Source organism: Pseudomonas sp. HOU2 (assembly GCF_040729435.1).
Lineage (GTDB): Bacteria > Pseudomonadota > Gammaproteobacteria > Pseudomonadales > Pseudomonadaceae > Aquipseudomonas.
Genome location: NZ_CP160398.1, coordinates 3,463,038 through 3,479,340, shown reverse-complemented (window position 1 = coordinate 3,479,340; position 16,303 = coordinate 3,463,038). Strand labels below are relative to the sequence as shown.

The following is a 16,303-nucleotide window of genomic DNA, read 5'->3' as shown; positions in this document are numbered from 1 at the left end:
TCCGGGTCTACGCTACGGCTTGGCGTGACCTGCCCGCGCAAACGCAAGACGTCAGCACAGCATCTGTGCCTACCCTGCCAAGGCTAACGCGCGGCGCGCCGACCACATAACAGAAGGATGAGGAACCATGGAAGTCTTTATGGGTACGATTCAACCGTTCGCCTTCAACTTCGCCCCCAGTGGCTGGGCCTTGTGCAACGGACAAATCCTGAGTCTCTCGCAATACCAGGCATTGTTCGCCTTGCTTGGCACCTACTATGGCGGCAATGGCACGACCAATTTTCAGTTGCCTAACCTGCAAGGTCGCGTACCCGTGGCACAGGGCAGCGGACAGGGACTGACGCCGCGTCTCATCGGTCAGGTGTATGGCACGGAAAACGTCACGGCCACGATCGCCAACATGCCTAACCACACCCACGCGATGACCGGCCTTTCCGCCAACACCGCCCTGCAACTGGCGGTACCGGCAAGCAATCCGGCGACCGTACCGACCGCCACCAACTCGTACATCGGCGCGTCCGGCGGCGGCCCTGGCTCGGCAAACATCTATTCAGATGCCCAGGGTGCCACGCCGGTTCCCATCAAAGGCCTGACCACGACTGTCACCGGAGACATTTCCTCCACGGGCGGCAGTCAGCCGTTATCCATCGTCAACCCCTCTCTGGTCGTCAACTTCAGCATTGCCCTGAACGGGCTGTTCCCTTCGCGCAATTGAACCACTGCCGGGGGCTTCCGGCCCCCGGCCGTTTCTCTCTTCACTGGAGTCAGACCATGTTGCAAGCGGTTCAGATCCAACACGTCCAGGCATTGCTGGGCCAGCAACACACGCTGTACCTGCCGGATGGCACAGCGCTGCCGATCCACATCGAGTACCTCGACGAAGTCCCCGCCGCGAAGACGCGCTACAGCGAGCGCATGCCCTTCTGCCTCGAATTCAACAGCCTGGTGCCGACCGGGTTCGTCGACGGCCTGTGCGCACTGGAACTGCCGGAACTCGGGCGAGTGGAGGATATCTTCGTGTCACGAGTGCCGGCGATGGGGCGGGATCCGCAACTGGGTTATTTCTGTATTTCCTTCAACTGAAATCCCGCCTCATTGCGGATACCACACCAGCCGCTCCGCCGCCGGATTACGCTCCTCCACCGCAAAGCCCAACGCCAGGTAGTGTTGCCGCGCGTGGGGGTTGTTGGCCCAGACCACCGTTGCCACCGGGCAACGGACCTGCTGCGCGGCCTTTTGCACGCCTTGCAAAACCGCGCGTCCGTAACCCTGGCCCCGCGCCTGCGGGATGAAGGCGATGTACAGCACGCGGATTTCATTGGGGCCGAAGTCGGTGCTGAGCGCTCCGATGGCCGTGCCGAGTTTTTCCACGACGTAGTGCATGGCGTTGGGATGGTTTTCACCCACGCCCTGTTCCTGCACCTGAAATTGCTGGGCGAGCACTTGCTGCACCACTTCCTGCTCGCCGTCGATCCATTGCAGATCCGGGCGCGCCGACTGATAGAGGCGGTGCAAAAACGGCTCGTCGGTGGCCCGCGCAGGTCGCACCACCAATCCGTCTGCCGTCACATCCGCGTTGCTCGCCATGTTCACGCTCCCTAGAAACCGCTTTCCCTGACCCCCAGCGCCGCCAACCGGCGCCAGGCCACGCCGAGTACCGACTCGCCGCTGCCCTGCAGCACCACCACACCGCGCAACGGCTGAACCGGGGCAGGTGGCTGATCCAGCGTAGTCAATCGCGCGCCATATTGCGCCTGTACAGGTTCGGCTCGTTGCTGTTGATCGCGGCGCACGGCTATCGGCCCGTGATGATCGGAGGTCAGCGCTTCCTGATCGACATAGGCCACGCCATTGGTATCGATTTCATCCAGTTTTACGCTGATCGCCGGGTGCATCGGATCATCGGCGATGAACCGCCCGGTCGCACCCGGTTTGACCCGCCACAACTCGGCTTCAGCGATATAGCCGCGCAGGCGCGAACCGTCCTCGACCACCCGCGCCAGCGCATCCTTGCTCGACAGCCAGCGCCCCGGCGTCAGGTTTGGCAGCACGTCACGCACAGTGCCGGCATGGGGCGCGCGCAACAGCAGGCGCTCGCGTCGAGCGCTCAGACCACGGTATTGCGCCACGGCTTCGGCGAGGCGTTGCTCGATGATACTGGCGTCGGCCGCGGTTTCACTGCGACCGGCCTGTCGGCGCATCAGCAATTGCTGGATCTGGATTTCCCGGCGGACGATGGCCTGCTGCGAATCGAGATCCGGTGACTCCAGTTCGATCAACACATCACCCTGAGCGACTGTCTGCCCGTCCGTGACCTTGACTGTTTTGACCCGCGCCGCCACCGGCGCATGCAACGCACTGGCCCGACCGCCCTCAAGCATCGTCGGCAGTTCCACCGCGCTGCGCCACGGCACGCTCAGCACCAGCAGCAGACCAAGCACAGCGAGACTGCTCAGCAGCACGCGCGCACCGTGGGCCTGTTCGCGGCGGCTCCACCACTGGCGCCACTCATTCATGATCGGCAGAAAGATGAACCACACCAGTTCCACCAGCATCAGGAAAATCCCCAACACCTTGAAAAACAGGTGATAGACCGCCAGCGCGATCCCGAAAAACAATGCCGCACGCCACAACCACGAGCCATACCCCCAGATCAGCAAACGCCGTTGCATCTTCGGCGACCAAGGCTCCGGCGCCGCAGCGCCATAGCCGAACAAAAACTCGCGCAACCGCCAGCGACACAGGGCAAAGGCTCGCCCCTGAAGGTTGTCGACCTCCCACAGGTCACTGAGCAGAAAATAGCCATCAAAACGCATGAACGGGTTGAGATTGACCACCAGCGTGGTGATCCACGTGGCGCTGGCGAGCATGAACGCCGCCGTGCGCCCTGGACCATCGGGCAACAGCGACCAGGCCAGCAGCGCGATGCACGCCAGCAGCAGTTCCGCGAGCACCCCACCCGCACCGATCAGCAATCGCGCGCGCCGATCATTGACCCGCCAGGCATCGCTGACATCGGTGTAGAACATCGGCAGCAAGACCATGAACGCCACGCCCATGCTCTGCACCCGACACCCGGCGCGCTTGGCCATGAACGCATGGCCGAACTCGTGGCACAGCTTGGCAAAGAACAACGCAACGCCGAACGCCAACGCGCCACCGAGGCTGAACAGGTGCGGGAACGTGCCGACAAATCGTTGCCAGTCCCGCGACACCAGAAACACCCCCAGCCCCAGCGTCAGCGGTAAACCGTAACGCAGCACGCGCGGGCCGAAGCGCTCCAGCCAGGGCCAAGCGCGGTTGAGAAAGGCGTCCGGGCGCCACAACGGAATGCGGAAAAACAGGTATTGATGCAGCAGGATTTTCCACAGGCTCTGCCGTTGCGCGAGGGCCTTGAGCGAGTAACTGGCACGCTGCTGATCGTCGAGGGCGCTGATCAGGTCATGCCCGCGTAGAAACGTCAGCAGTTGCTCCAACTCGACGCCGTCCAGCGGCAGGCCCGGTTCACGATTGGCGGCGCGCAACACCTGTTCGGCATCACCCAGCGACCAGTGCCGCAACAGACGCATCGCCGCCGTGCCGAGTTTGAAATAGCGACCGCGCACCGGATCGGCCAGGGTCCAGCGCGGTGAACCGTCCAGTGCCGGCGCCGCGGGCGACAGTTGCAGGTCGGCACGCAGGCTCGGCAGATTCATTTACAGGCCCACGCTCTGGCGCAGACCGGCCAGTGGCCGACGCAGCAGGTACAAGGCCAGCGGGGCGCGATCACCGAAAATTTTTGCCGTGCCGCGCAGGCCGATACGCGGTGGCGCATCAGCAAAATTGGCATCGAGGCGATATGCAAGCTGCCCGCCCGCCGTCGGTTGCGCCTCGTAGGCCGAGCGCTCAAGCGTGGCGAGGTGGCGCTGCAACGGATCGCTGTCGAGAAACAGCGCGACTTCGGCACCCGGCGCCAGCGCAATCGCGTCGCCCACCGCCAGTTCGATGCGCAGTTCGGCCTGATTCGGGTCAGCGATTTCCATCAACCGCTCGCCGGTCTGCACCGGTTTGCCGGTCAGGCGCTCGGCATCGGCGAACACTGCGATTCCGTCACGCTCCGCGCGCACTTCGCTGCGCGCCAGCAGTTCGCGGGCGTAATCGCGCTCGGCGCGTTTTTGCTCGGCGCGGGCGGCGAGCAAATCGACCCTGGCACTGGATTCGGCATCGGCAAACGAACGTTGCGAGTTGGATTTCAGCTCTGCTTCCGCGACGCCTAAGGCACGCTCGGCGACATCGGCCTGGGCCTTGAGGGTGGTGCTTTCAAACCGCAGCAGCAGGTCGCCGGTTTTCACCGGTTGATTGGGCTTGACCAGAAACTCGGCGATCACCCCGTCCAGCGGCGCCGCGACCACGCGCCCGCCCTGCGGCACCACTTCCGCCGGAGCCAATACCGACTGGCGCACCGGGATCAGCAACCCGAGCAACAGCACCGCCACCAGCGCCACCTGACGCTTGCGCGTCCAGCGCAGACGCCACGGTTTGCGCGGCTGCAGCGCCAGCCAGGCGTGACTGTAGGTGTCGCCCAGTTGCGACAGCAGCACTTGTTCGGAAGGGTTCCACGGCACATCGCGGGCCAGCCACAGACCGCCGAACACTTCGCCCTGGCGGTCGATCAAGGGCAGCCAGAACACCTGCGCCGCCGACAGCGAGCGCCAGTCGGCCTGAATCGACTCGGCAAGCAGTTGCGGCGCAATCACCCGTGCCTGCTTCAGCACATCCTGCTGGAACAACTGCGCCACGGCCTGCTCGACAAACGCCACGAACGGCGCATTCGGCTCCACCGCGCTGACGCCGGTCACCGCCTGCACCTTGCCAGCAATCAGCAACGCTGCATGACGAAAGCCGAACAGCGACTGGCCGTCATTGACCAGACTGTAGGCCAGTTGCGAGGCATCGCGGGCGGCGCGGGTCTGGCGTTCGAGGTCAAGGAATCGCGCGAATACCTGCTCGGCACCGCCGGCGACCGGGGCGTTCATTTAAGCTCCGCAAAGTGCGCCGTGCCGCTCATGCCGGCAAGCAAGCCCTTGGCTTCGGGAAGCGTGGCGACCAGCAACAGTGTCTGGCTGCCTTCGTCGATGCGCGCGCCGAGGCGTTTGACCGTGGCATCGATCGACTGGCCGGTTTCGTCGGGGATAAAGCTGAAGGTCTGGCCGGGTTTGAGTCTGGCCATCCAGCGCGACGGCACCAGCAGGTGGATCTCCAGGGTGCGGTTATCCACCACGTCCAGCAGCGGCGCGCCGGCCGCCACGCTTTCGAAACGCTGGACCTTGCGCTCCACCACTTGCCCGTCGAATGGCGCGACCACGCTGCAGCGTTTGACCTGAACCTGATAAACCTGAGATTGCGCCTGGGTTTCGCTGACCTTGGCCTCGGCCCGCGCCACTTCGAAACGCCCGACGGAATTGAGCGCGGCCAACTGCCTGTTGTGCGCCAGCTCTTCACCGGCACCGCGATTGGCCGCCTGCGCAGCATTGAGCTGAGCCTGATACGCCGAGCAGTCGAAGCGCGCCAGCACATCGCCTTTCTTGAACGACTCGCCCTCGCTGAACGGCAACTCGACAATCCGCCCCGACAGCTCGCTGGCCAGCACCGCCTGATCCCGAGCGCGCAACACCCCCCGCGCCTCACTGCTCGCCGTGGTTGCCGCAGGCGCTGCGTTATCCAGCAGCGGATCGTCTGGCCCGGGCGTTTGCGCCTGAACTGCACACGTGACAAAGGTCAATCCGATAACCCAACCGCGCAAACGCTGCATAACCGCTACTCCCTGACGGATGAGCGGAGTCTACGACAGCGGGGAATAGCGTCAAGCGAAAGGCCATCACTGTGCCGTTACGCTTGCTGTAATCCGAGCGAAGCGCTATGGTCACCCATCGAAAATATGACTTTGATGGAATATTCCATAACGATCATATTAGTGCCCATGAATTGGGATATCGAATACACCGACGAGTTCGGCAACTGGTGGGAAGAACTGTCTGAGAGCGAGCAGAGCTCTGTGGCGGCAAGCGTCAAACTGCTTGGGCAATTCGGCCCAGGCCTGCGTTTTCCGCATAGCAGTGCAATCAATGGAGCGCGGCATGGTCATTTACGGGAATTGCGCGTCCAGCATGGCGGGCGACCGTATCGCGTGCTCTACGCGTTTGATCCAAGACGCTGCGCGCTGCTTTTGATCGGTGGAGATAAAACCGGTCAGGATCGCTGGTATGAACTCAACGTCCCGCTCGCCGATCGACTGTACGATGAGCATCTCGAAACATTGCGCAAAGAGGGTTGCAACAATGGCTAAGAAATTCGCCGACCTCGAAGCACGCATGACACCCGAAGCCCGGGCGCTTGCCGATTCGATCTACGAACAACACATCAAGGAAATGCCGCTTAACGAACTGCGACAAGCCAAGGCCCTGAGCCAGGCCACGCTGGCTGAAATGCTGCACGTCAATCAAGCGGCGATCTCAAAAATGGAGCGCCGTACCGATATGTACATCAGCACGTTGCGCAACTACATCCGGGCAATGGGTGGCGAACTTGAAATCATCGCAACCTTTCCTGACGGACAAATCAAAATCGAAAACTTCGCAGGCTGAGCATCCGTAACCTGTTTCAACCTGTGAATCGTCCAACTGTGCGAATAGCCGTACCGCAGCAAATCGAATTCGCCGATTTGCTCCCTCTGGTGCAATCTCAGCGCTGAGCCATACCCCCCGCCGGGTAAACCGCCTCCCATCCCCCACCCAACGCCTTGTACAACCCGACCATCGCCAGCGACACCCCGGTCGAACTCTCCACCCACTGCTCCTGAGTTGCCAGCAACGCGCCTTGCACGGTGAGCACGTTGACGAAATCGACCACGCCTTCGACGTATTGCTGTTGCGCGGTGCGCAGGGCGATCTGGTTCTGGCGTACGGCTTCGGCGAGGCTGTCGCGGCGGCGTTGGCTGGCGTTGTAGGCCGTCAACTGGTCGTCGATTTCATGCCAGGCGCGCAGCACGGTCTGCTGGTAGGCGATGGCCGCTTCCTGTTGCTGAGCTTCACGCAGTTGCAGCATGCCGCGCAGACGTCCGCCGTCGAACAGCGGCAGGCTCAATTGCGGGCCGATACCGAAAGCGCGCGAACCCCAGGAGCCGAAATCGCTCAGTTGCATTGCTTGCGAGCCGAGGTTGCCAGACAGGGTGATGCGCGGATAGAAATCGCCCTTGGCCACGCCGATGTTGGCGGTGGCGGCGTGCAGGCGCGCCTCGGCCTGACGGATGTCCGGACGGCGTTCGGCCAGTTGCGACGGCAGGCCGATGGCGACTTGCAACGGTGACTGCGGCACCGCACCGTCTGTGGATAACTCCTTGGCCAGCGCTTGGGGCGCTTCGCCCATCAACAGGCTGATCGCGTTGATCAGTTGCGACTGACGCTGCTCAAGGGCCGGCAGGCGCGATTCGATGGCCGCGACCTGCGCGGCGGCTTCGGCGACGTCGAGATCGGTCGCTACACCGTCGTTGAGGCGCAGTTGCGACAGCTTGAGGCTGTGCCGGGCGACGTCGAGGTTCTGCTCGGTGACCGCGCGGGTGTTCTGCACACCGCGGAGCTGGATGTAGTTCTGCGCGGTGTCGGCGAGGACCGCGAGCAGCACGCCGCGACGATCATTTTCGGCGACTTCGAGGTTGGCGTCGGCGGCTTCGGTTTCGCGGCGAACACGGCCCCAGAAATCCAGTTCCCAGGAGGCGGAGAAACCTGCGTCCCACAGGTTGAAGGCGGAATCCCCATTGTGCCCGGACGGGTCGCTCAAGCCTTTGCCGCTGTTGCGTTCGCGTGCATAACTGCCGGTGGCTGCCGTCGATGGATAACGATCAGCGGTGATCACCTGGCGCGCGGCACGGCTTTGTTGCAAACGGCTGCTGGCCAATTGCAGGTCGAGGTTGCTGCTCATCGCCCGCTGAGTGAGGGCCGAGAGTTGCGCATCATGGAACACTTCCCACCAGCGTTCGTTCAGCGGTTCGCTGACCACCCGACTAGCGGCGGCCTTCACGGGTTTGGCCCAGTCGGCGATCTGTGTGGCTTCGGGCTTGTGGAAGTCCGGGCCGACGGTGCAGGCGCTGAGGCCAAACAAGCTCACCACAACAAGTGACTGAAACAGACTTTTGTGGCGAGGGAGCTTGTCGAATCGTCGCACCGTCCCGCTCGAGTGCGTAGCACTCGCGATTTTTGCGGTCGCTTCGCAACCCAGCGGGAGCACGCTCCCTCGCCACAGGTTTTTATGCAGAATCATCGCTGAGTTACCTCACGCTCCGACGCCGCCGGACTGCGGGTATCGATGCTCGCCTCCACCGACATGCCCACACGCAATCGCTCGGCCAACGGCTGACCCGGTTCGAGCAGGATCTTCACCGGAATCCGCTGCACGACCTTGGTGAAATTACCGGTGGCGTTGTCCGGCTTCACAGCGGCGAAGGTCACGCCGGTCGCCGGGGCGATACTCTCGACGCGGCCGCTCAACGCTTCGCCGCCGAGACTGTCGACGCGTACCTGCACGTCTTGCCCCGCCTGCACGTCGGTGAGTTGGGTTTCCTGAAAGTTGGCGACCACATACGCCTGACGCAACGGCACCACCGCCAGCAGCTTGCTGCCCGGCGTGACATAAGCGCCGACACGCACTGCGCGCTCGCCGACCATGCCGTCCTGCGGCGCGGTGATGCGCGTGTAGGACAGCTCGAAACTGGCGATTTCCAGCGCCGCCTGCGCGTGCTTCAGATTGCCTTCGGCAGCATCGCGCTGCGCCGTGAGAATCTCCACCTGCTTGCGCTCGGCCGCCAGTTTCGCGCTGGCGGTATCGAGCCGAGCGCTCGCCTGATCGATGCGCGTGCGGGCCTGTTGCGCGTTCTGCACCGTGCCGGCGCCGACGCCAGCGAGGTGGTTGTAGCGATTGAGTTCCTGCTGGGCGAAGGCCATTTCCGCCTTGGCCGAGACCACCGAGGCCTGCGCCTGAGCGATCACCGAGGTCTGCCGTTCCAGCGTGGCACGGGCGTTTTGCAGCTGGGCACGGGCGACCAGGGTTTGCGCATCGGCCGCTTCAGCGGCGGCGCGCAAATCGCGATCATCGATCAACGCCAGCAATTGCCCGGCCTTGACTTGCTGGTTGTCTTCCACCAGCACTTCCTTGATGAACCCGGCCACGCGCGGCACCACCAAGGTGTAATCGGCGGAAACGAACGCATCGTTGGTGTTTTGCTGAGTACGCTTGCCGAACAGACCGGGCATCGCCAGGTACACCAGCACGCCGACCGCCAGTGCGGCGGCCACGGCCACCGCGAGTTTTTGCTTTGCTTGAGTCGTCATAAAAACCTTCTGTTTCAGTACAGCCATCAGGTCGGCGCGCGCGGCGGAAAGATCCGCGTCGGCAGCCAGAAAATCAGCAGGATCAGCGCCACTGCGACGCCAGCCATGCACACATAGAGATCAGAAGAAGTCAGCACCACCGCCTGTTCGTGCAGGCGATGGGCGAGGCCCGGATCGCTGCGATCGGCCAGCGGTGAATTGCCGAGGTTGTCGATCAACATGGTCGAGTGGAAATGCAGGCGCGCGGTGGTCAGCGCTTCGATGACGCCGGTGGCGATCACCGCCGCCAGGCCTTTCACCGTGTTGAACCAAGCGGAGGCGAACGGCCCGTCCTGCGGCTGGATGCTGCCGGTCGAGAGCATCAACAACGGCAGCACCGACATCGGCTGACCGAAAATCTGCAGCCATTGCAGGACGTAGAAATTGTCGCGAATCCACTCCGAGGTCAGCAGCGAGCCGCCCAGGCAGGACAGGGTCAACATGCTCAAACCGATGCCGAGCACCCAGCGGCAATCGACCCAGCGCAGGTTGCACAACGCCGCCACCAGCGGCAGTGCAATCAACTGCGGCAGCGCGGCGATCAGCATGATCGGCGCGGTCTGCACCGGGCGATAACCCTGCACCTGCGCCAGATAGCTCGACGGAATCAGCACCACCGCCTGCAATACCACCAGCACCCCGGCCAGGGTCATCAGGGCAAACGACAGGTTGCGGATGCCGAGCATCTGCAACTTGAAAAACGGAATCGGCTGCGACCATTCATTGATCAGAAACGCCACCAGCAGCAGCGAGCCGGCACCAAGCAATGCGCAGATCAGGTTCGATTCGAACCAGTCCAGCCGATTGCCCTGGAGCAAGCCGATCACCAGCATGCAGATCGCCGGAAAACCCAGCAGCAGGCCTTTCCAGTTGAATGTCTTTAGACGTTCCAGGCGCAGCGGATCCTGCGGAATGCCCCAGGCGACCATCGCCATGGCGATCAGGCACGGCACGATGATTTGCCAGAACGTCCATTGCCAACCGACGTATTCACTCCACAAACCCGCCAGTGGCGTGCCGAGCCCGGGGCCGAACGTCGCCGTCAACGCGTAACCGGCCAGGCCATAGAGTTTGAAATTGGCTGGCAGAAAGCGCAGGGCGACCGTCATCAGCATCGGCGGCAACGCACCGCCCGCCAGCCCTTGCAGGGTGCGCATCAGCAGCAGGCTTTCGTAATTCGGGGCGAACGGGCACAACACGCCGAGCAGGGTAAACAGGCTGATCGCGCAGAGGGTGAAACGGCGCAGCGAAAAGGTCACCGAGCACCACGGTGCAAACGCCATCGCCGCCACCGAAGTCGCGGCGTAGCAGGACACCAGCCAGGTGCCTTCGTCGTAACCGATGTTCAGCGCGCCACGAATGTCGGCCAGCGCAACTTTGGTCACCATTTCGTTGAGGCCCGAGACCAGCACCGCCAGCAGTACGCCAACCAGGCCGGTGATGATCCGCGCGCCGAACACCGGTGGCGTGGCCGCCGTCGCCGGACTGGCCGCAGCGATGGGCGCCGAGGCCGTCAGGGATGTCATGGATACACACTCCGGAAGGAAAAATACCGGAGCATTTTAGTAAGGCTTACTGCTGACGAAAATTGACTTATTGGCAGGTTATAAGTGCGTCAGACACAACGATTTTCCTGTAGGAGTGAGCCTGCTCGCGATGGCGCCATTTCAGTCGATACTTTTGGCGACTGATACACCGCTATCGCGAGCAGGCTCACTCCTACAGAGTTTTGCGTGGTTTGTGGGATCAGGGTTGCGCGGCCAGCCACGTCTCGTCACAACAGGCCTTGAGCGTTTCGCGCAGCCAGCGGTGCGCCGGGTCTTTGTCGAAGCGCGGGTGCCAGGCCTGGGTCAGCATCAGTGTCGGCAACGGGATCGGCAGATTGAACGAGCGCAGCTTCAGGCCCAGTCGGCGCACGCTGAGCAACGCTTCCTTGGGCACCGGCAGGATCAGGTCGGAATCCGGCAAGGCAAACATCGCCGCGTGGAAACTCGGGGCGATCACCGCCACCCGCCGCTCCAGGCCCAGTGCATTCAGCGCAGTGTCGATGGGGCCACGAGCAATACCACGGCGCGACATGCTGATATGGGAGAAACCGGCATAGCGCTCGGCAGTGATTTCGCCGTCGAGCAGTGGATGATCCTCACGCACCAGACCGACGAAATGCGTGGAGAACAGGTTCTGCACTTTGACTTCCGGGGTTACCGGACGGGTGTTGCTGACACTCAGATCGATCCGTCCTTCGCGCAGCGCTTCGTCGTCGCCATCGCCCTCGGGGACGAAGCGCAACTCGCAGTGTGGCGCCTGCTGGTCGAGGGTATCGAACAGCTTGCCGCCGTACACGCCGATGAAAAAGTCGTTGGCGCGGATGCTGAAGCGCCGGCGCAGGGTGCCGAGTTCCACACTGTCGGCCGAGCGAAACAGCAGCGCCGCCTGCTCGACCACATCGCGCACCTGCTCGCGCAATTCGAGGGCTTTGGGGGTTGGTACCAGGCCACGGCCAGCGCGCACCAGGATCGGGTCGCCGATGGCTTCGCGAATGCGCGTCAGGGTGCGGCTCATGGCGGCGGGGCTGAGGTTCATCCGCCGCGCGGCGCCGACCACACTGCCTTCGTCGAGCAGGGCGTCGAGGGCGACCAGGAGGTTCATGTCCGGGAGTTGCATGCAGAGCACTCGTGGCTGATATGGATTGATCCAGGTGCAATGCTAGCAAACATCTCTCAAGTTAAGCGGCGCCAATTAGAGACGCTATCGCGAGCAGGCTCACTCCTACATTTGATCTTCGGTGATCACAAATTTTGTGTTCGACGCAGACCCCTTGTAGGAGCGAGCCTGCTCGCGATGGTGCCGGTGGGAACAGCACAAATTACCGCTGCATGCCCCAACGCTTCACCGTCACCCGCTCCAGCGTATCGAACACCAGATTCTCCACCAGCAATCCAATCAGGATCACCACCGCCAACCCGGCAAACACCTTGTCGGTGTACAGCTCATTGCGGTTCTGGAAGATGTACCAGCCCAACCCACCCTTGCCACTGGTCGCACCGAACACCAGTTCGGCGGCGATCAGCGTGCGCCAGGCAAACGCCCAGCCGATTTTCAGCCCGGCGAGGATCGACGGCAGCGCTGCCGGGATCAGGATGAACAGCACAAAACGCATGCCCTTCAGCCCATAGTTACGCCCGGCCATGCGCAGGGTTTCCGAGACACCGAGAAAACCGGCGTAGGTGTTCAACGCCAGCGCCCACAGCACCGAATGCACCAGCACGAAAATCAGGCTGTTCTGCCCCAGCCCGAACCAGAGCAAGGCCAGCGGCAGCAAGGCAATCGCCGGCAGCGGGTTGAACATCGAGGTCAGGGTACTCAGCAGATCCCGGCCAAACTGCGTCGACACCGCCAGCGTGGTCAGGGCGAACGCCAGCACGATGCCGATCAGGTAACCCTTGATCAGCACCACCAACGATATCCACACCTTGCCCAGCAACTCACCACTGAGCAGACCGTCGTACAGCGCATGACTCGTCTGCAGAAAACTTGGCAGCAGCAGGTCGTTGTTCTGCACCCGGGCGATCACTTCCCAGAGAATCGCCAGCAGAATCAGGATCACACTCTTACGCAACCAGCCCTGTTGCCACAGGCGTTGGCCCAGCGGCAGTTCGCGCTCAAGCGGCACGCTGGTCAGTGGTTCAAGGACGGTTTCAAACTCTTGACGTACAGACGATGGCTGGCTCATCGGGCAATCCTCCAGAACGCTCAATAAGCGATACGAATGTCGTTGAAGTCATGGTCACGCTCGGTTTCCGGCGACTGCCCTTCATCGAACAGCAAACGGTGAATGCGCCGCGCCGATTCCTGAAACGCCACGCCGCCGAGGCTTTGCAGATCGTATTGATGGCTGTGCACTTCAGCACGCACCCGCCCCGGATGTGGCGACAGCAGCAGGATGCGGTTGCCGACCACCAGCGCCTCTTCGATCGAGTGGGTGACGAACAGCAAGGTAAAGCGCACCTCTTCCCAAAGCAGCAGCAACTCTTCCTGCATCTTGCGCCGGGTCAGTGCGTCCAGTGCGGCGAACGGCTCGTCCATCAAGAGGATTTTCGGCTGCATCGCCAGCGCGCGGGCAATCGCCACCCGCGCCTTCATGCCGCCGGACAAAGTGTGGGGATAAGCATCGGCGAACGCCGCCAGACCGACCTTGTCCAGATAGTGCAGTGCACGTGCTTCGGCGTCTTTTTTGTTCAAGGTTCGCGAGGCCAGCAGCGGAAACATCACGTTCTGTTTCACGGTTTTCCACGGCGGCAGTTGATCGAATTCCTGGAACACCACGATCCGGTCCGGACCGGGTCCATCGACCCGCTGACCTTGCAGGCGAATCTCGCCTTCACTCGGTGCAATGAAACCAGCGGCCGCCTTGAGCAAAGTCGACTTGCCGCAGCCAGACGGGCCGAGCAGCACGAAGCGATCCGCCGGATCGATTTCGAAACTGACCTGATGCGTGGCGCGCACCACCCGTTGCGGGGTGCGGTATTCGAGGCTGACGTTATCCACCGCCAGCAGCGCTTGCGTACTGGCGATCGGGTTGCTGGCCGCGTGGCCTTGCAAAGGGGCGTTCATCTCGATCAGCTCCCCTGCAGCGGTTTGGCGTCCTGGAAGAAATAGTCCTTCCACGATTCCGGTTTGTTCTTGATCGCACCGACGCGGTAGAGGAATTCGGCCAGTGGGTAGGTATTTTTCGGCGTGACGCTGAATTCGAATTGCGGGTTGTCGATGATTTTCAGCAGCTCGGCGCGGTCGATCTTGGCCTTGGTCATGCGGATGTAGGTGTCCGCCGCCGCGCCCTTATCGTTCTGGGCAAATTGCGCGGCCTCGGTCAGCGCTTCGACGAAGGCTTTGTAGGTTTTCGGATTCTCGTTACGGAATTTCTCGGTGGCGAACAGCACGGTTGGCGAGTTCGGGCCGAGGATGTCGTAGGAGTTGAGCACCACGTGCACGTTCGGGTTCTGCAGCGCCTGATCCTGGAACGGCGGGTTGGAGAAATGCCCGGTCAGCTCGGTGCCGCCGGCAATCAGCGCAGCGGTCGCATCCGGGTGCGGCACGGCGATGGTGTACTTGTCGAGGCGATTGAATTCCTTGTCACCCCACTGCTTGGCCGCCGCGTATTGGAGGAAGCGCGACTGCACCGACACGCCCACCGCCGGCACCGCAATGCGGTCCTTCTCGGTGAAATCGGCAATGGTTTTGACCTTGGGATTATTGCTCACCAGGTAGTAAGGGAAATTGCCGAGCGAGGCCACGGCCTTGACGTTCTGCTTGCCGTGGGTGCGATCCCAGATGGTCAGCAACGGGCCGACCCCGGCGCCGGCAATGTCGATGGAACCGGACAACAGCGCATCGTTGACCGCCGCGCCGCCCGAGAGCTGCGTCCAGTCGACCTTGATGTCGAGGCCTTGCTGCTTGCCGTACTTCTCGATCAGGCCCTGATCGCGCACCACATTGAGCAATAAATAGACGATCCCGAACTGTTCGGCGATGCGGATTTCACCTTCGGCGTGGGCCACGGTTGGCGCCACCAGGCTGCCGGCAAGCAGGCTGAAACCCAGGCCGATGGCCGCCGCCAGCGGTGCAAATGGAAGACGTTTGGACATGATCGGATCTCCGGCAAATCAGAAAGGCGCGTCGCCCTGAATGGTCGTGCGATACAGCTTGCGGCGCAGGTGCGCAGGGCAGCCGGCGGCTAGGTGGATCAGCGAACGGTTGTCCCAGAACACCATGTCGTGGGGCTGCCACTGATGGCGGTAGATGTTTTGCGGCAGCACGCTGTGGGCATAGAGTTCGGCGAGCAGTTGTTTGCTCTCGTCTTCCGGCAGGCCGACGATGCGCGTGGTGAAACCTTCGCTGACGAACAACGCCTTGCGGCCGTTTTCTGGATGAGTGCGGACGATCGGGTGCACCACTTCGGCGACCTGCGCCAGTTGCTCCGGGGTCAGGGTCGGGCGCCAGTTGCCTTCGAATTTGGTCTCGCTGTAACGCGCGGTGTAGGAATGCGCGGCCGAGCGGCCTTCCACGGCTTTACGCAGCGCCTCAGGCAGGTTGTCCCAGGCTTTGTGCATGTCGGCAAACAAGGTGTCGCCGCCCTCGGACGGCAACTCCTGGGCATGCAGCATCGAGCCAAGGCTCGGCAGCTCCTTATAGGAAAGGTCGGAGTGCCAGAACTTGCCGGCATCGCCGAGGCCGATGTTCTGGCCGTTCTCGACGATGTTGGAAACGATGAGGATTTCCGGGTGATTGGCCAGCAGGAACTGCTTGAGCACGTGGATCTGCAACACGCCGAAACGGCGGCTGAAATCGATTTGCTGTTGCGGAGTGATGCGCTGATCGCGGAAGACCACGACGTGGTGATCCAGGTGCGCACGATGTATGCGCGCGAAGTCCTGATCGTTGACCGGCCGGGTCAGGTCCAGGCCGATGATCTCGGCACCGACGGCACCGCTGAACGGGCGAATTTCAAAGCTTTGCGGCGCGGCAGTCGCGGCGCTTGGGGTGGCAGTAGCTGCGGACATCTCTCAATCTCCCACGCACGGCGCGCTCACGGGCGCGCACGTCGATCAGACACTCACGCTGGATTGCGTGTCGGTTCAGGTCGTGCGGCGCGCCGATTGGTCGGCAGGTACGCAGGGGGATGACTTTAAAGCTATAAGAAAAGGAAATTAAATACCGTTAATGAATAACGATATGGCGGATGGTGAGGAATGGACTGGATGGTGAGTGACGATTTGTGTCACTTCTATGCGTAATGTGGCAACTTCACTGGCGCCTTCGCTGGCAAGCCAGCTCCCACAGTTTCCGATGTCGAGCACACAATCGTGTTCCAACCGGAAACTCTGTGGGAGCTGGCTTGCCAG

The 16,303-nt window shown here is 62.3% G+C and carries 16 protein-coding genes; 4 read left to right on the top strand and 12 right to left on the bottom strand.

Going from position 1 to position 16,303, the window contains the following annotated elements:
- Positions 1 to 127: 127 nt before the first annotated feature.
- Positions 128 to 715, top strand: a complete 588-nt coding sequence (locus ABV589_RS15665) for a tail fiber protein (RefSeq protein WP_367082366.1) — start codon at positions 128 to 130, stop codon at positions 713 to 715.
- A gap of 56 nt (positions 716 to 771) precedes the next feature.
- On the top strand, positions 772 to 1,083 hold the full coding sequence (locus ABV589_RS15660) for a hypothetical protein (protein WP_329699101.1): 312 nt from the start codon (positions 772 to 774) through the stop codon (positions 1,081 to 1,083).
- Between the two features lie 9 nt (positions 1,084 to 1,092).
- Here the strand turns inward: ABV589_RS15660 and ABV589_RS15655 are convergent, their stop codons facing one another.
- From ABV589_RS15655 to ABV589_RS15640, 4 genes are read right to left on the bottom strand one after another with little or no spacing between them, the layout of a single operon-like run.
- A complete protein-coding gene (locus ABV589_RS15655; protein WP_367082364.1) occupies positions 1,093 to 1,587 on the bottom strand; it encodes a GNAT family N-acetyltransferase in 495 nt (164 codons plus the stop codon).
- Positions 1,588 to 1,598: 11 nt separating this feature from the next.
- Positions 1,599 to 3,695 (bottom strand): biotin/lipoyl-binding protein, encoded by a 2,097-nt coding sequence (locus ABV589_RS15650; protein ID WP_367082362.1) that lies wholly within the window; start codon positions 3,693 to 3,695, stop codon positions 1,599 to 1,601.
- Complete coding sequence (locus tag ABV589_RS15645) at positions 3,696 to 5,015, bottom strand: HlyD family efflux transporter periplasmic adaptor subunit (protein WP_367082360.1); 1,320 nt, start codon at positions 5,013 to 5,015, stop codon at positions 3,696 to 3,698.
- Positions 5,012 to 5,791 (bottom strand): efflux RND transporter periplasmic adaptor subunit, encoded by a 780-nt coding sequence (locus ABV589_RS15640; protein ID WP_367082358.1) that lies wholly within the window; start codon positions 5,789 to 5,791, stop codon positions 5,012 to 5,014. The genes ABV589_RS15645 and ABV589_RS15640 overlap by 4 nt, the downstream gene beginning before the upstream one ends.
- A gap of 168 nt (positions 5,792 to 5,959) precedes the next feature.
- Here ABV589_RS15640 and ABV589_RS15635 point away from each other — a divergent pair, with 168 nt between their 5' ends.
- Both ABV589_RS15635 and ABV589_RS15630 read left to right on the top strand, forming a co-directional pair.
- Positions 5,960 to 6,325: a type II toxin-antitoxin system RelE/ParE family toxin gene (locus tag ABV589_RS15635; protein WP_367082356.1), complete on the top strand. Its 366-nt coding sequence runs from the start codon at positions 5,960 to 5,962 to the stop codon at positions 6,323 to 6,325.
- Positions 6,318 to 6,623: an XRE family transcriptional regulator gene (locus ABV589_RS15630; RefSeq protein ID WP_098966556.1), complete on the top strand. Its 306-nt coding sequence runs from the start codon at positions 6,318 to 6,320 to the stop codon at positions 6,621 to 6,623. The genes ABV589_RS15635 and ABV589_RS15630 overlap by 8 nt, the downstream gene beginning before the upstream one ends.
- A 97-nt stretch (positions 6,624 to 6,720) precedes the next feature.
- On the opposite strand, the gene ABV589_RS15625 is transcribed toward ABV589_RS15630, so the two are convergent.
- The 8 genes from ABV589_RS15625 to ABV589_RS15590 all read right to left on the bottom strand — a co-directional run bounded on the left by ABV589_RS15625 (position 6,721) and on the right by ABV589_RS15590 (position 15,961).
- The gene (locus ABV589_RS15625) at positions 6,721 to 8,295 is read right to left on the bottom strand and encodes an efflux transporter outer membrane subunit (RefSeq protein WP_367082354.1); all 1,575 of its coding nucleotides are present in this window, start codon (positions 8,293 to 8,295) and stop codon (positions 6,721 to 6,723) included.
- Entirely contained in the window at positions 8,292 to 9,362 is a 1,071-nt protein-coding gene (locus ABV589_RS15620; RefSeq protein WP_367082352.1) for an HlyD family secretion protein, read from the bottom strand. Before ABV589_RS15620 ends, ABV589_RS15625 begins: the two co-directional genes overlap by 4 nt.
- A gap of 26 nt (positions 9,363 to 9,388) precedes the next feature.
- Positions 9,389 to 10,927: an MFS transporter gene (locus tag ABV589_RS15615; protein ID WP_367082350.1), complete on the bottom strand. Its 1,539-nt coding sequence runs from the start codon at positions 10,925 to 10,927 to the stop codon at positions 9,389 to 9,391.
- Positions 10,928 to 11,147: 220 nt separating this feature from the next.
- Positions 11,148 to 12,065 (bottom strand): LysR family transcriptional regulator, encoded by a 918-nt coding sequence (locus ABV589_RS15610; RefSeq protein WP_367082348.1) that lies wholly within the window; start codon positions 12,063 to 12,065, stop codon positions 11,148 to 11,150.
- Positions 12,066 to 12,267: 202 nt separating this feature from the next.
- Complete coding sequence (locus ABV589_RS15605) at positions 12,268 to 13,134, bottom strand: ABC transporter permease (protein WP_003220459.1); 867 nt, start codon at positions 13,132 to 13,134, stop codon at positions 12,268 to 12,270.
- Positions 13,135 to 13,154: 20 nt separating this feature from the next.
- A complete protein-coding gene (locus tag ABV589_RS15600) occupies positions 13,155 to 14,015 on the bottom strand; it encodes an ABC transporter ATP-binding protein (RefSeq protein ID WP_367082346.1) in 861 nt (286 codons plus the stop codon).
- A gap of 5 nt (positions 14,016 to 14,020) precedes the next feature.
- Positions 14,021 to 15,046, bottom strand: coding sequence for an ABC transporter substrate-binding protein (locus ABV589_RS15595; RefSeq protein WP_367082344.1), 1,026 nt, complete (start codon positions 15,044 to 15,046; stop codon positions 14,021 to 14,023).
- 18 nt (positions 15,047 to 15,064) lie between these two features.
- On the bottom strand, positions 15,065 to 15,961 hold the full coding sequence (locus ABV589_RS15590) for a TauD/TfdA family dioxygenase (RefSeq protein WP_041070923.1): 897 nt from the start codon (positions 15,959 to 15,961) through the stop codon (positions 15,065 to 15,067).
- Between the last annotated feature and the right edge of the window lie 342 nt (positions 15,962 to 16,303).